Origin of the sequence: Rhizobium brockwellii, assembly GCF_000769405.2 — a bacterium.
GTDB lineage: Bacteria > Pseudomonadota > Alphaproteobacteria > Rhizobiales > Rhizobiaceae > Rhizobium > Rhizobium brockwellii.
This window is the reverse complement of record NZ_CP053439.1, coordinates 1055446-1069632: the sequence shown is the minus strand read 5'-3', so window position 1 is coordinate 1069632 and position 14187 is coordinate 1055446. Positions and strand designations below refer to the sequence as shown.

At 61.9% G+C, this 14187-nt stretch carries 10 protein-coding genes; 6 read left to right on the top strand and 4 right to left on the bottom strand.

Annotated elements, in window-relative coordinates:
• The first annotated feature begins 41 nt into the window (after positions 1-41).
• From RLCC275e_RS05460 to RLCC275e_RS05450, 3 genes are all read left to right on the top strand, one after another.
• Positions 42-941, top strand: a complete 900-nt coding sequence (locus RLCC275e_RS05460; protein ID WP_033180519.1) for a uracil-DNA glycosylase — start codon at positions 42-44, stop codon at positions 939-941.
• A gap of 131 nt (positions 942-1072) precedes the next feature.
• Positions 1073-1264, top strand: coding sequence for a hypothetical protein (locus RLCC275e_RS05455; protein WP_003557967.1), 192 nt, complete (start codon positions 1073-1075; stop codon positions 1262-1264).
• A 46-nt stretch (positions 1265-1310) separates the two neighbouring features.
• Positions 1311-1469, top strand: coding sequence for a hypothetical protein (locus RLCC275e_RS05450; RefSeq protein ID WP_003557965.1), 159 nt, complete (start codon positions 1311-1313; stop codon positions 1467-1469).
• On the opposite strand, the gene RLCC275e_RS05445 is transcribed toward RLCC275e_RS05450, so the two are convergent.
• Both RLCC275e_RS05445 and RLCC275e_RS05440 read right to left on the bottom strand, forming a co-directional pair.
• On the bottom strand, positions 1470-2342 hold the full coding sequence (locus RLCC275e_RS05445) for a hypothetical protein (RefSeq protein ID WP_033180520.1): 873 nt from the start codon (positions 2340-2342) through the stop codon (positions 1470-1472).
• Between the two features lie 245 nt (positions 2343-2587).
• Entirely contained in the window at positions 2588-3526 is a 939-nt protein-coding gene (locus tag RLCC275e_RS05440; RefSeq protein WP_033180521.1) for a DMT family transporter, read from the bottom strand.
• Positions 3527-3871: 345 nt separating this feature from the next.
• Here RLCC275e_RS05440 and RLCC275e_RS34595 point away from each other — a divergent pair, with 345 nt between their 5' ends.
• The 3 genes from RLCC275e_RS34595 to RLCC275e_RS05425 all read left to right on the top strand — a co-directional run bounded on the left by RLCC275e_RS34595 (position 3872) and on the right by RLCC275e_RS05425 (position 10317).
• Positions 3872-4978: a methyl-accepting chemotaxis protein gene (locus RLCC275e_RS34595; protein ID WP_033180522.1), complete on the top strand. Its 1107-nt coding sequence runs from the start codon at positions 3872-3874 to the stop codon at positions 4976-4978.
• Positions 4979-5166: 188 nt separating this feature from the next.
• Positions 5167-7815, top strand: a complete 2649-nt coding sequence (pepN, locus tag RLCC275e_RS05430) for an aminopeptidase N (RefSeq protein WP_033180523.1) — start codon at positions 5167-5169, stop codon at positions 7813-7815.
• Between the two features lie 192 nt (positions 7816-8007).
• Positions 8008-10317 carry a PAS domain-containing sensor histidine kinase gene (locus tag RLCC275e_RS05425; protein WP_003557955.1) on the top strand — a complete coding sequence of 770 codons (2310 nt, stop codon included), beginning with the start codon at positions 8008-8010 and terminating at the stop codon, positions 10315-10317.
• Between the two features lie 12 nt (positions 10318-10329).
• On the opposite strand, the gene RLCC275e_RS05420 is transcribed toward RLCC275e_RS05425, so the two are convergent.
• Together RLCC275e_RS05420 and RLCC275e_RS05415 are read right to left on the bottom strand one after the other, a co-directional pair.
• A complete protein-coding gene (locus RLCC275e_RS05420; protein ID WP_033180524.1) occupies positions 10330-10980 on the bottom strand; it encodes a glutathione S-transferase family protein in 651 nt (216 codons plus the stop codon).
• 95 nt (positions 10981-11075) lie between these two features.
• Positions 11076-14033, bottom strand: a complete 2958-nt coding sequence (locus tag RLCC275e_RS05415; protein WP_033180525.1) for a bifunctional [glutamine synthetase] adenylyltransferase/[glutamine synthetase]-adenylyl-L-tyrosine phosphorylase — start codon at positions 14031-14033, stop codon at positions 11076-11078.
• Between the last annotated feature and the right edge of the window lie 154 nt (positions 14034-14187).

The window sequence follows — 14187 nt, the reverse complement described above, 5'->3', positions numbered from 1 at the left end:
CGCCCTTTCAATGCCCCTGTCACTCCGTTAAGCTTACCCACATGATCTCCGCCAACGACCTTTCCCCAGCCGAGCTCGCAGCGCTTCTGCATTTCCATGCCGATGCTGGCGTGGATTGGCTGCTGGAGGAAGAGGCGATCGACCGCTTCGCCGAATTCGAGGCAATGAAGGCCGCCCGCCGCCCGGCGGCACAGGCGCAGCAGCAACGTCCCGCCGCTGGGGAGCGCCCTGCCCCAGGTCAGTCACCGGCGCGCCCGAATGCAGCGGCGCGCCCAGCACCTGCCGAACGCGCGGCGTCCGGTCCGCAACCGGCTATCCCGGATGGCGAGGCGGTGCAGCAGGCGCGCTTCGTCGCCGAAACTGCGCGATCGTTAGCCGAACTCAAGACCGCAATCGAAACCTTCAACGGCTGCAACCTCAAACACAGCGCCCGCTCGACCATCTTTGCCAGCGGCGATGCCGAAAGCGGCATCATGGTGATCGGCTCGGCGCCGAGCGCCGAAGACGATCGCGAGGGTTTGCCCTTCTCCGGAAAATCCGGCCAGTTGTTCGACAAGATGCTGGCGGCAATCGGACTGACGCGCTCAGCCATTCTGTTGACGCAGGTCATCCCCTGGCGACCACCTGGCAATCGTGCGCCCTCGGCGGCGGAAATGGACATCTGCCGACCCTTCATCGAGCGGCAGATCGCGCTTGCCGAACCGAAGGCGATCCTGCTGCTCGGCAATTTTTCGGCGCGTTTCTTCTTCGGCGAAAACGATACGATTCATGGCCTACGCGGCCGTTGGAAGGAGATTGCGGCTGCGGACTGTGTCATTCCTGCCATAGCCAGCCTGCATCCGCAGGATCTGTTAACCGCACCTGTAAACAAGCGGCTGGCCTGGAACGACCTGCTCGCCTTTCAAGCGAAGCTTAAGTCCCTCTCTTTGCTTAGAAATTAGCCAAGGTTGAATATTTTGTGAATCAATCCATGCGTTTTTCGCATGGCTGCATCCCGTCGTGACGCATTGCGGAATCTATGCTGCATCGCAATATCAGCTGTGTCTTGGGAGGAATCACAGGAACCAAGGCCATGAACAAGCGTTTTCGTACTATCCATTGCGGGTTTGAAACCCTTCGCCTCGCCGGCGATCAAGTTCGTTCGACTCAGGGCTACAGTCGTTTCGGCTTTGCCACGAACGAACAGATGATTGCCCGGGGCACCGGCATCAACAGCCGTACGGCGCGCCCGAACGCCATTTTTTCGGACTTCCAGCAATATTAAGCGGCAGGCACACTTCGCCTGCCCTTTCGTTTCACGAGTACCCAACATGTCGACGATCCTGATATCGCTTCTGCGCAACATCGAAACCTTCGAACATATCCGCGTCGCGGTCTGCGCCGCGCGGGAATATGAGCGCGAGCTTTCGGTCAAGCCAGTCGATGTCGCCACGTGCAATGGCGCAGGTACAGCGGCGATCGTTCTCTGATCAAACGGCCATTTCCTCGATCCGGGCTTTCGCCCATTCGAAGGCTTCGTCGACATAGGCGAACTTGACCGCCTGCCAGGCGCAATATTCCTCGACGAAATCCCGCGATATCCATAGGTGCGCCTTGCGCGGCTCGTCATACCAGCCGACGCAGCCGCGTTGCGCCGCTTTTGCCAGCAGCCGCTGCAGATGGGTGCGCGACATCATGAAATCGGCCGCAAGCGTGCGGGTTTCGACACGGCCGACGGACAGCCGCCCCGGCTCGCTACTTTCCATATCCATCCGGCCTATGAAGTTGTCGACGACGAGGCCGCCGGCCTCCGTCCAGAGGAACAACGCCACCTGATCCGGCGGTTCGCGCCAGGCGGCATCTTCGAGGCAATGGCGGGCAATACGGGGCTGAATGAGCCGCATCAGTGATGGATTTGCCTGGAAAAAGGCTGCCCTTTCACCGCCGTCGAGCAGGTCGAGCGCGCCGAGATTAGAGTGAATCCAGGCAAACATCCCCTGATGGCTGACGTCGGCCGGTTCGAAATGACGTGGCCGCCGCCGCTCGTCGCCGGGCGTGTGGGTGATGAAGCGGTAGGTATAGAGTTCTTCGATAAAGGCGAGCACGGTGTTGCGGCTCGCCACCTTGTGCGCGGTGATGCGCCCGGTCAGCCGCACGGCGGTGAATCCCGACGTCGGGTCGCGCGGATCATATTCCAGGTGGAGAGCATAGGCAGTCTGGGTCAGAAGCCAGCGTTGATGCGAGGCAAGCAGTCGCGCCAGCCGCGGACCGGCGTCGAACATGCCGCGCATCTGCCCAGCCAAAAAGCGAATGCTCATCAGAAAGGAAGAGTTCCCCACCAATTGCTCCGCTGTGAATGCCATTATGCTTTTCTCCACCTCCGCTCGCCGGCCAGCGTTCGGAGCAACGACACCCAGAGCTCCTCCGGCATCAGCGGCCATTCAGACATGCACAGCTTGGAATAAATGATACTCTCTCATGTTCAACAACCATATTCCCCAGTTCCGCGATATCCCAAGAATTCACCATTCTTTTCACTCTCTGAGCGCAAGTTTCAAAGCGCCGCAATCTCTGCGTTAAAACCTTGATAAATATGCGCTTGCAGGCGTCAGGCTTGCGGCGTCGTGGCCTTGCGCGCCTCTCTCTGTTCGATGCCCAGCTGATGCTCGCGATAGATGATGAAGATGCCGGCGGCGATGACGATGACGGTGCCGATCAGCATGGAAACGCTCGGCACATCGCCGAAGACGAGGTAGGCGACGATGCCGCCGAGCAGGATCGAGGTATATTCGAACGGCGCGATGGTGGAGACGTCGGCATGGCGGTAACTTTCCGTCAGCAGGATCTGCGCGACGCCGCCGCAAAAGCCGGCGGCGATCAGATAGAGCGCCGTTGGCCATGCCAGGATGAGCCAGCCAAAAGGAAGAGAAGCCAGCGAGAAGACCGAGGCGGTGATCGAGAAATAGAGCACGATCGTCGCCGTCTTCTCTTCCTCGACGAGGCGGCGCACCTGGATCATCGCCACGCCGCCGAGAACGGCCGAGAACAACACGCAGAGCGCGCCGACGGCCTGGTCTGCTTCCATGCCGCCATCGCGAAACAGCGTGAGTTTCGGCCAGGAAACGATGGCGACGCCGACGATGCCGACCAGGACGGCGCTCCAGCGATAGACGCGCACGGTCTCGCCGAGAAAAACGGCGGCGAAGATGACGGCGACGAGCGGCAACGCGTATCCGAGTGCGATCGCCTCCGGCAGCGGCAGATGCAGGAGGCCGTAGAAACCGAAAGCCATCGACAAGATGCCGATCGTGCCGCGCTTCAGGTGGCCGATTGGATTGGCCGTGTAGAAGGCGGCGCGCAGCTGCCTGTTATAGGCGAGATAGGCCATGATCGGGAAGAGCGCGAAGAACGACCTGCAGAAGGTGACCTGACCCGGCGGGATGTCTGAGCCCGCCAGCTTGATGAAGGTCTGCATGGCCAGGAAGACCACGACCGACGAGACTTTCAGCGCAATGCCTCTCATCGGGTTTCTGAGAACCGAGTGCATGATCCTGGCTCTTGATACTGACTTAACCGGAACGGGGAGACGCGTTCGACTCGGGAACGCAGCGGGTGACGTCATCCATCGTAGCGAAAGAAAAATCCGATTGGCGAAAAAACCGCAAGCAACATCAGAGAATCGCCGAATCGCCTCGGCGGCAGGCTCAACCGTGCTGCTTATGCGCCACGGCTGTGAAATTTCCCTTTTTGAGCCATTCACCCCGAAAATGTTCGTCTCGCGGCGCTCGGCGTTAACCAATTGAAAACCATAGGCAAGCATCGTTTTTATCGCTGATCTCGAAATTTTCTTCACCACACGAACAATTGCCCGCTCCTTCCAGGATCCCATTTGATGAAGCCGCTTAGCGCCGAAACCATTGCGCAGTCGCAGAATGCGACACCGCGCTCCATGCGCGTCGTCACCGACGGCATCAGCACCGACCTCGAGCGCTTCAGCGCCGACAACACCCATATCGTCAAGCAGATCAAGCTGCTGGCGATCAATGCACTGATCGAAGCGGCCAGAGCCGGCGAGACCGGAAAGGGCTTTGCGGTCGTTGCCAACGAGGTGCAGCGGCTGGCGCAGATCGCGACCGACATCACCGGCAGGTTCGAGAGCAATGTGCTCGGCCGCATCGGCCTCAGCCGCGCCATGGCCGATTCGCTGGTCGAGGAGATGGAGGGCGTTCGCCTTACCGATCTGGCACAGACGCTGGTACAGCTCATCGTCCGCAATCTTTTCGAGCGTACGGCGGATGTGCGCTGGTGGGCGACGGATCCGGCGCTCTGGCAGGCGCTGCAGAACCCGGCCCGCGAAACCGTCGCCTTTGCGGCGGAGCGTCTCGGCGCCATCAACCGCTTCTACACCGTCTATCTCGATCTCGTCATGACCGATCTCTCGGGCAAGGTGATCGCTTCCGCCAATCCCAAGTTCCAGCGCAAGATCGCAGGCACGAGCCTTGCCGGCGATCCGTGGTTCCGCGCGGCGTCGACCTGCTCCTCCGGCGACGCTTATATCGTCGATGACGTCAAAGCGAGCCCCCTCCACGACGCCAGGCATGCGCTCGTCTATGCCACAGGCATCCGCGAAGAGGGCAAGCTCGACGGTCGGCTGGTCGGCACGCTCGGCGTCTATTTCGACTGGCAGAACCAGGGCCAGGCGATCGTCGAGAAAGAGGCCAACCTGCCGCCGCAGCTGGCGGAAAGAACGACGGTCATGCTGCTCGACGGCAAAAGCCGGGTCATCGCCACCACCAATCCCGCCTTGCTCTTTTCCCATTTCGCGCTCGCCAATCCGTCCGGTCAGGCGAAAGGCAGCTACTACGACAATAACGGCTCGATCGTCGCCTTCGCGCGCACCCTCGGCTACGAGGATTACGACGGGCTCGGCTGGTACGGTGTCGTCGTGCAGCAGACGGAAAATGACGCGACGATCAAGGCTGCGCTCAATCTGAAGTAGAGATCTTCTCCCCTCAGCTGCGTTCATTCGTTTCCAATAAGATATTTTGCCCGCTAACTTGGTGTTCGCGGGCAATTTGCTTTAACTTTAGTTCAGACTTTAATGTAATCATTCCCCGCAAAATTTATGGCAGAGTGCGCCCGCCTCTGTATTCCGCGGTTGTCAAATAACGGTCTTCAGGAAACACCATGCGAACAGATACCGGCCAGGTCATTCATCTGGCAGATTACCGTCCCACCGACTTCGTGCTGGAACGTGTGGACCTGACCTTCGAACTCGACCCGACGGAGACAAAGGTCGAGGCGCGTCTGATCTTTCATCGTCGCCCGGGCGCCGATCCGGCAGCGCCGATCGTTCTCGACGGCGACGAACTGACGCTGTCGGGGCTGCTGCTCGACCAGGTGGAGCTGGACCCTTCGCGTTACGACGCAGCACCGGAAAACCTGACGGTGCGCGATCTGCCGGAGAGTGCGCCGTTCGAACTGACGATCACCACCGTCATCAACCCTGAGGCCAACACCAAGCTGATGGGTCTTTACCGCACCGGCGGCATCTACTGCACGCAGTGCGAGGCGGAGGGTTTCCGCCGCATCACCTATTTCCCCGACCGGCCCGACGTGCTTGCGCCGTTCACGGTCAACATCATCGCCGACAAGGACGCCAACCCGCTGCTTTTGTCGAACGGCAACTTCCTCGGCGGCGCCGGCTACGGCCCCGGCAAACATTTCGCCGCCTGGTTCGATCCGCATCCGAAGCCGAGCTATCTCTTTGCGCTCGTCGCCGGCGATCTCGGCGTCGTCGAAGACACGTTCACAACCATGTCCGGCCGCGAAGTCGTGCTGAAGATCTATGTCGAGCACGGCAAGGAGCCGCGCGCAGCCTATGCCATGGACGCGCTGAAACGCTCGATGAAGTGGGACGAAGAGAGGTTCGGCCGCGAATACGATCTCGACATCTTCATGATCGTCGCCGTCTCCGACTTCAACATGGGCGCGATGGAGAACAAGGGCCTCAACGTCTTCAACGACAAATACGTCCTTGCCGATCCAGAGATCGCCACCGATGCCGACTATGCCAATATCGAGACAATCATCGCGCATGAATATTTCCACAACTGGACCGGCAACCGCATCACCTGCCGGGACTGGTTCCAGCTGTGCCTCAAGGAGGGCCTGACGGTCTATCGCGACCACGAATTCTCTTCCGACCAACGCTCGCGCGCCGTCAAGCGCATCGCCGAAGTGCGCCACCTGAAATCGGAGCAGTTCCCGGAAGATGGCGGCCCGCTCGCCCACCCGGTGCGGCCGACGACATATCGCGAGATCAACAATTTCTACACGACGACCGTCTACGAAAAGGGCAGCGAAGTCACGCGCATGATCGCGACGCTGCTCGGCAAGGACGGCTTCAAGAAAGGCATGGACCTCTATTTCGACCGCCATGACGGTGAGGCCGTGACGATCGAGGATTTCGTCAAATGCTTCGAGGATGCAAGCGGACGCGACCTCACGCAATTTTCGCTCTGGTACCATCAGGCCGGCACGCCGCTCGTCACCGCATCGGGCAGCTATGATGCGGCGGCCGCGAGCTTCACCCTGTCGCTCGAACAGATGATCCCGGCAACGCCCGGCCAGGCGAGCAAGGAGCCGATGCATATTCCGCTCAGCCTCGCGCTGTTTGGCGAAAACGGCGGCAAGATCGAGCCGACCTCGGTCGACGGCGCGGAATATGCCGGCGAGGTGCTGCATCTCACCGGCCGCACGCAGACGGCCGTGTTCCATGGCATTGGCTCGCGGCCGGTCGTTTCGATCAACCGCAGCTTCTCGGCGCCGATCAACCTGCATTTCGATCAGAGCCCGGCCGATCTTGCCCATCTCGCCCGCCATGAGACCGATCATTTCGCCCGCTGGCAGGCGCTAACCGATCTGGCGCTGCCGAACCTGCTGAAAGCGGCACGCGACGCCCGCGAGGGCAAGCCAGTCGCCTGCGAGGCGACCTTCGTCGAGACGCTGATTGCCGCCGCCGCCGACGAGAGCCTCGAGCCTGCCTTCCGTGCCCAGGCGCTGGCTCTGCCGAGCGAATCCGATATCGCCCGGGAACTTGGCGGCAACAACGATCCCGATGCCATCCATGCCGGCCGGCAGGCGGTCCTGAAACAGATCGCCGATGCCGGAAAGGATGTCTTTGCCGGCCTCTACGCAGCGATGACGACATCAGGCGATTTCAACCCGGATGCGAAGAGCGCCGGCCTGCGGGCGCTGCGCAATAGCGCCCTCACCTACCTCTCGCATGCCGAACAGACGCCGGCGCGCGCCAAGGCTGCCTTCGATGCGGCCAACAACATGACCGATCTCAGCCATGCGCTGATGATCCTCGCCCATCGCTTCCCCGACAGCGCGGAGACGAGCGAGGCGCTCGCCACCTTCCGTGACCGCTTCGCGGAAAACGCGCTCGTCATCGACAAATGGTTCGCGATCCAGGCCGGCATTCCGGGCGCAGAAACCCTGGGACGGGTCCGCGCCCTGATGGACGATCCACTCTTCAAGCGCACCAATCCGAACCGGATGCGATCGCTGGTCGGCACCTTCGCCTTTGCCAACCCGACCGGATTCGGCCGCGCCGACGGCGAAGGCTATCGTTTCCTCGCGGATCAGATTCTCGATATCGACGGGCGCAATCCGCAGCTTGCCGCCCGCATTCTCACCTCGATGCGCTCCTGGCGGTCGCTCGAACCCGTGCGAGCCGATCACGCCCGCTCGGCGCTGATCGAGATCGAGCGAGCCGCCGATCTTTCGACCGACGTGCGCGATATCGTCGAGCGCACGCTTAAAGGGTAATTTGCTTCGACCGGCCATCACGAGAAATTCGGCGGCCGGTCGCCCAGCATCTCGAATCACCTGGAAAAGCCCGAAATTATAAATAGTTAACGGATTTTTACCTTTGCCTCTGGACAAGGCGAATCACCCATGATTCTCTAGGTCAGGTTCGAGCGAGCGGCGCGCGAATCACATGAGGGACAAGGCGAAGAGATGATGGACGTGCGGCGGGCAACCGTGGCCGGAGGACGGCTGCGTGTCGATTTTGACGGGCTCAACGCCTGGCGCGACAGCCTTTCCGGCCATGCGACATCGGAACCACTTCTGCGTTATCTGCCGAAGGCCGAGCTCGTCTTGAAGCGGGCCATTCCGGCGCTGATCGTCGCCTTCCTCTCCGTCGTCGCCGCCTCGCATTTCTTCGGCATGATGAGCGAATACGGCCGTCTGGAGGCCTCGGCGCGCCATGCCACCGCACTTTCGGCGGCGACCGCCTCTGCGGTGTTTGCCGATGCGTCCGACATCTTCGACAGCGGCGATATCACCGAGGCGCAGGCCCGCCTCGCCAAATACCTGCCGCAGGACCGGCTGGACAGCGGCGCTTTCGTGCTGCTCGTGCAGGCAAGCGGCAAGGTGTTCGCGGCGACCACCGCCGGGCTTTCGCATGTGGGCAGCAATGTCGGCGACTTCTTCCCTGAAGTCTCGGCGATCCGCCGCTTCGGCGATCGCGCCGGCGTCATCGAAACGACGATCGGCGGCGTGCCGCATTATGCCGAGATCACGCTGATGGGAAATGCCGGCGGTTATATCGTCGCCGCCACCTCGCTCGACGAGATCGGCCGGCTCTGGCGCGAGGAACTGGCGCTCAACGTCACGCTGTTTGCCGGCATCTCCTCGATCCTGCTCGTCATCCTCTATGCCTATTACACGCAGGTGAAGCGTGCCCGCGACGCCGACGACATCTTCCTGGAATCGAACCTGCGCGTCGAGACGGCGCTGTCGCGCGGCCGCTGCGGCCTCTGGGACTTCGATTTCGAGAACCGCGAATTCTTCTGGTCGCGCTCAATGTACGACATGCTCGGCCTGCCGGGTTCCGACAAGACGATGGGTTTCGGCGAAGCCGCTCGGCTGATGCATCCCGATGACGGCGGGCTCTACGAGATCGCGCGCGCCATCGGCAAGGGCGCTTCCGGCCAGGTCGATCAGATCTTCCGCATGCGCCATGCCGGCGGCCACTATGTCTGGATGCGGGCGCGTGCCCAGGTGATCCGCAGCAATTCCGGCCGTATGCACCTGATCGGCATCGCCATGGACGTGACCGAACAGCATCGGCTCGCCCAGCGTTACGCCGAAGCCGACCAACGCTTGGCCGACGCCATCGAATGCACGTCGGAAGCCTTCGTGCTCTGGGACAAGAACGATCGGCTGGTCATGTGCAACACGCATTTCCAGCAGGCCTATGGCCTGCCGGACAGCGTACTCGTGCCCGGCACCGAGCGCTCGACCGTCAATGCCGCCGCCGCCCGGCCTGTCATCGAGCGGCGGATTTCCGATGCCGACGGCTCCGGCTATTCGCGCACGACGGAAGTGCAGCTTGCCGACGAACGCTGGCTGCAGATCAATGAGCGGCGCACCCGCGACGGCGGCAGGGTCTCGGTCGGAACCGACATCACGCTGATGAAGCGCCATCAGGAGCGGTTGCGCGAATCCGAGCGCCGGCTGATGGCGACGATCGGCGATCTTTCCGCCTCGCGCCAGACGCTGGAGATCCAGAAATCCGAACTTTCGACGGCCAACGCCAACTACCAGGCGGAGAAGGAACGCGCCGAGGCCGCCAACAAGGCGAAATCGGAATTCCTCGCCAATATGTCGCACGAGCTGCGCACGCCGCTCAACGCTATCCTCGGCTTCTCGGAAATCTTGCAGAACCAGATGTTCGGGCCGCTCGGCTCGCTGAAATACGACGAATATGCCCGCGATATCCATGACAGCGGCAAACATCTGCTCAACGTCATCAACGACATTCTCGACATGTCGAAGATCGAAGCCGGCCATGTCAGGCTGCATTGCGAGCGCATCGATCTTGTGCCGCTGATCGAGGAAAGCCTGCGCTTCACCGCCATGCCCGCAGCTGAAAAGAACATCGTCATCGAACAGCGCATCTGCTCCGGCCTGACGCTGATGGCCGACCGCCGGGCAATGAAACAGGTGCTGCTCAACCTGCTCTCCAATGCGGTGAAGTTCACCGACAATGGCGGACGCATTGCGTTGCGTACACGCCGCGTCGACGGCGCCGTCTTCGTCACCATTGCCGATACCGGCATCGGCATTCCACGCTCGGCGCTGTCGAAGATCGGCCAGCCCTTCGAGCAGGTGCAGAGCCAATATGCCAAGAGCAAGGGCGGCTCCGGCCTCGGGCTCGCCATCTCGCGCTCCCTGACCTCGCTGCATGGCGGCCGCATGAAGATCCGCTCACGCGAAGCGGTCGGCACCGTGATCTCGCTGCGCATTCCGGATGATATCTAGAGCCGACCTCATTTAGCCGGCCGATGCGGCGGTGAAAACCGCCAGCTGAGCGGCGAAAGCACGCTTATATGCCGGCCGCGCTTCGGCCCGGGCGACATAGGCGGAGAGGTTCGAATATTCCTCCAGTATGGCAGATCCCTTCAACCTGAGCAGCACCGACACCATCAGCAGGTCGCCGGCGCTGAACGCACCATCGAGCCAGTCGGCATCGCCAAGACGGCGGGAGAGGTCGATCAGCCGCTTCCGGATGCTGTCCTCAAGGGCGGAAAGGCGATGCTCGTACCAAGGCTTGTCGCGCTCGAGGATCATGACGAGAGCGCGGTCGAAGATCGGTGGTTCCACCGTGTTGAGCGCGGCAAACATCCATGTGAGCGCGCGTGCCCGGGCATTCGCGTCGTCCGGCAGCAGGCCCGCATGGCGCTCGCCGATATGGAAGACGATGGCGCCGGACTCGAATAAAGCGAGATCGCCTTCTTCATAGGTCGGGATCTGCCCGAAAGGCTGAAGTGCCAGATGCGCGGGTTCTCTCATCGTCTTGAACGAAACAAGACGAACGTCGTAAGGTTGATCCACTTCTTCGAGCGCCCAGCGAATGCGCATGTCGCGCGCCAAACCCCTGCCGCGATCGGGCGACCGTTCAAAGGCGGTAATGGTAATCGTCATTGTCGTTCTCCCTAGCTTGCCTGTCCTGAAGACGACTGGCCGAAGGCGAATCCGACAGGCCATGCTCGAGATAATCCTCGCAGTCGCTGGAATTGCTAGGCCTTCACGACATTCAGGAATATTTTCCGAACTGCTCTCGAAAGCCGCTTCACCTCCGCTTCCAGCGTCTTGATGTCAGGGCAGTCGCCGGCGCGGCAGACGAGTTCGACGAGGCCCGCCGGCGCCTCCTGCGGATCGAACAGGCCGTCGATGGAGAGGCGGATCAGTTGCGAAAGGCCGGTATAAAGCGCGAAAGCCTCGAGGCATATGTCGAGATCGACTGTTGCCATCAGCCGGTCGCCCAGCAGTTTCAGGGCCTCGCCTGTACTCATCCCATTGACGGCAATGCCGACGCCCCTGGTCGGCGCGATCAGCGCGAGATATTGGGCGATGAATTCGAGATCGATGACGCCGCCGGGAATGAGCTTCAGGTCCCACGGGCCGGAGGGCGGCTTTTCCTTGTCGATCAGTTCGCGCATCTCGGCGACATCATGCGCCACCTTGGCAATATCGCGATCGGCCGACAGCACCTCGCGGACGATATGTTCCGCCTCGGCGATCAGGCTCTCATTACCGCAAATCAGCCGGGCGCGGCTGAGCGCCATATGCTCCCAGGTCCATGCCTCTTCGCGCTGATATTTGCCGAAGGCATTGATGCGGGTGGCGACCGGCCCTTTGTTGCCGGATGGGCGCAGCCGCATGTCGACCTCGTAGAGCACGCCTTCGGCGGTCGGCGCCGACAAGGCGGCCATCAGCCTCTGGGTGATGCGGGTGAAGTAACGCGTCGCATCGAGCGGCTTCGGCCCATCGGATTCCGAGGCCGCATCGTCATAATCATAGAGCAGGATCAGATCGATGTCGGAACCGGCCGTCAGCTCGAAGCTGCCGAGCTTGCCCATGCCGGCGACCGCGATACGCCCGCCGGGATAGTCGCCGTGCGCGGCCCGCATCTCGCCGACCACGGCATCGAGTGCCGCCGCAATGATGAGGTCGGCGAGATGGGTGAAGGCGCGTGCCGCCATCACGCCGTTGATCACGCCTGTGAGCAGGCGGATGCCGATCAGGAAGCGCTGCTCGGCGGCGAAGATGCGCAGCCGGTCGAGCACCTCTTCGTAGTGGCGGGCCTGGGCAAGCGAGCCCTTCAGCCGCTCGCCGAGATAATCGCGCGTCGGCAGCTCGGCCATCAGGCCGGGATCGAGCATGCCGTCGAAGACATGCGGCTTGGCGGCGATCACCTCGGCAAGCCGGGGTGCCGAGGACATGATGTTGACGATCAGCGACAGCAGCGCCGGGTTGCTGCCGAGCAGCGAGAACAGCTGGATGCCGGAGGGAAGGCCCGAGATGAAGCTGTCGAAGCGCAACAGCGCCTCGTCGGCGCGTTTGCTTTCGCCGAAGACCCGCAGGAGCTGCGGCGCCAGCTCCGTCAGCCTTTCACGCGCCTCGACCGATTGCGTCGCCCGGTAGCGGCCGTAGTGCCAGGTGCGGATGATGCGGGAAATATCCGACGGTCTGGTAAAACCGAGTTTCTTTAGCGTCTCCAGCGTGTCCGGGTCGTCGCCCTGGCCCGTGAAGACGAGATTTCCGGTGTCTGTGGAAAGCCTGCTCTCCTGCTCGAAAAGATGGGCATAACGCCGCTCGACCGTCTTCAGCACGCCGACCAGCCGTTCGGAGAAGCTCGGCGTGTCGGAAAAGCCCATCATGAAGGCGATGCGCTTCAGGTCGGCATCCGTCTCAGGCAGCAGGTGGGTCTGCTCGTCGCGCACCATCTGAATGCGATGCTCGACATCGCGCAGGAACCAGTAGGCCTCCGTCAGTTCGTCACGGGTCTCCGCATCGATCCATTTCGCCTTGGTGAGTTCACCGAGCGTTTCCTCGGTCGCCCGGCCGCGCAAGGCCGGCATGCGGCCGCCGGCGATCAGCTGCTGCGTCTGGACGAAGAATTCGATCTCGCGAATGCCGCCACGGCCGAGCTTGACGTTATGGCCTTTGACCGCAATGGCACCGTGGCCCTTATGCGCATGGATCTGCCGCTTGATCGAATGGATATCGGCAATCGCCGCGTAGTCGAGATATTTGCGGAAGACGAAAGGGGCGAGCCCGCGCAGGAAATCTCCGCCCGCGGTCAAGTCGCCGGCAACGGCGCGCGCCTTGATGAAGGCCGCCCGTTCCCAGTTCTGGCCCCTGCCCTCATAATAGATCATCGCCGCATCGACCGGGATCGCCAGCGGCGTCGAGCCGGGATCGGGGCGCAATCTGAGATCGGTGCGGAAAACGTAGCCGTCCGCTGTCCGCTCCTGCAGGATGCGCACCAGCCGCCGCATCATCCTGGGGAAGATCTCGATCGCGTCATCGGGGTCAGGCACGATGCCAGCCTGTTCGTCGAACACGACGACGAGATCGATATCGGAGGAATAGTTGAGTTCGGATGCGCCGAGTTTGCCCATGCCGAGCACGATCAGCCCGGAGCCATCGCTCGGCGCCGCCACATCCCGCAGCCGCAGCTTTCCACCCTCATGCGCCGAAAGCAGCAAATGGTCGATCGCGGCGGCAACCGAAGCTTCGGCCAGCTCGCTCAGCCAGGCCGTCGTCGCCCGCCCGTCGAAAATGCGCGCGAGATCGGCGAGAGCGACCAGGAAGGCCACCTTGCGCTTGATGATACGCAGCCTGCTCATCACCACGGATTCCGAAGGCGCCGCCCCCTCGCCGTCCCGTTGCCAGCAGCGCCGCGCCTCGGCAACCAGCGCCTCGATCTGCGGCTCCAACGGTTGGGTGATGGCACCAGCGAGGATGACGGGATCGAGATTGACGATTTCGCGCAGATAAGGCGACAGCGTCAGCACGGCCGCGATGAAATCGCGAAGCGGCCCTTCCGTCTTCAGCATCGCAGCCACCGACGGCTCGTGTCCGCCGGCCTCCTGAAGGTCGGCCAGCGCCAGCTTCAGCTCCGTCTGGTTCAGCGGACGCAGCAGCCCTTCAGCGACATCCTTCAGACCATGCGTCGATTTCGTCAGCATGCGCTCTCCTGCTTTAGCACCTAAAGCGCATCGCGATCTTTCAGATTCGCTCCTTGCGCTTTAAGCCTTTGTTTTACGCATGCCGTTATCGCAAAACCGCTGCACAGTTTTGCGCGACATGCTCGAGGGAAACGACCACGCAGAATCGCGGGAA

Coding starts and splice junctions, on each gene's coding strand:
- RLCC275e_RS05455 (WP_003557967.1), top strand. CDS start 1,073: ATGAACAAGCGTTTTCGTACTATCCATTGCGGGTTTGAAACCCTTCGC.
- RLCC275e_RS05420 (WP_033180524.1), bottom strand. CDS start 10,980: ATGACGATTACCATTACCGCCTTTGAACGGTCGCCCGATCGCGGCAGG.
- RLCC275e_RS05415 (WP_033180525.1), bottom strand. CDS start 14,033: ATGCTGACGAAATCGACGCATGGTCTGAAGGATGTCGCTGAAGGGCTG.
- RLCC275e_RS34595 (WP_033180522.1), top strand. CDS start 3,872: ATGAAGCCGCTTAGCGCCGAAACCATTGCGCAGTCGCAGAATGCGACA.
- RLCC275e_RS05425 (WP_003557955.1), top strand. CDS start 8,008: ATGATGGACGTGCGGCGGGCAACCGTGGCCGGAGGACGGCTGCGTGTC.
- RLCC275e_RS05440 (WP_033180521.1), bottom strand. CDS start 3,526: ATGCACTCGGTTCTCAGAAACCCGATGAGAGGCATTGCGCTGAAAGTC.
- RLCC275e_RS05460 (WP_033180519.1), top strand. CDS start 42: ATGATCTCCGCCAACGACCTTTCCCCAGCCGAGCTCGCAGCGCTTCTG.
- RLCC275e_RS05450 (WP_003557965.1), top strand. CDS start 1,311: ATGTCGACGATCCTGATATCGCTTCTGCGCAACATCGAAACCTTCGAA.
- pepN (WP_033180523.1), top strand. CDS start 5,167: ATGCGAACAGATACCGGCCAGGTCATTCATCTGGCAGATTACCGTCCC.
- RLCC275e_RS05445 (WP_033180520.1), bottom strand. CDS start 2,342: ATGGCATTCACAGCGGAGCAATTGGTGGGGAACTCTTCCTTTCTGATG.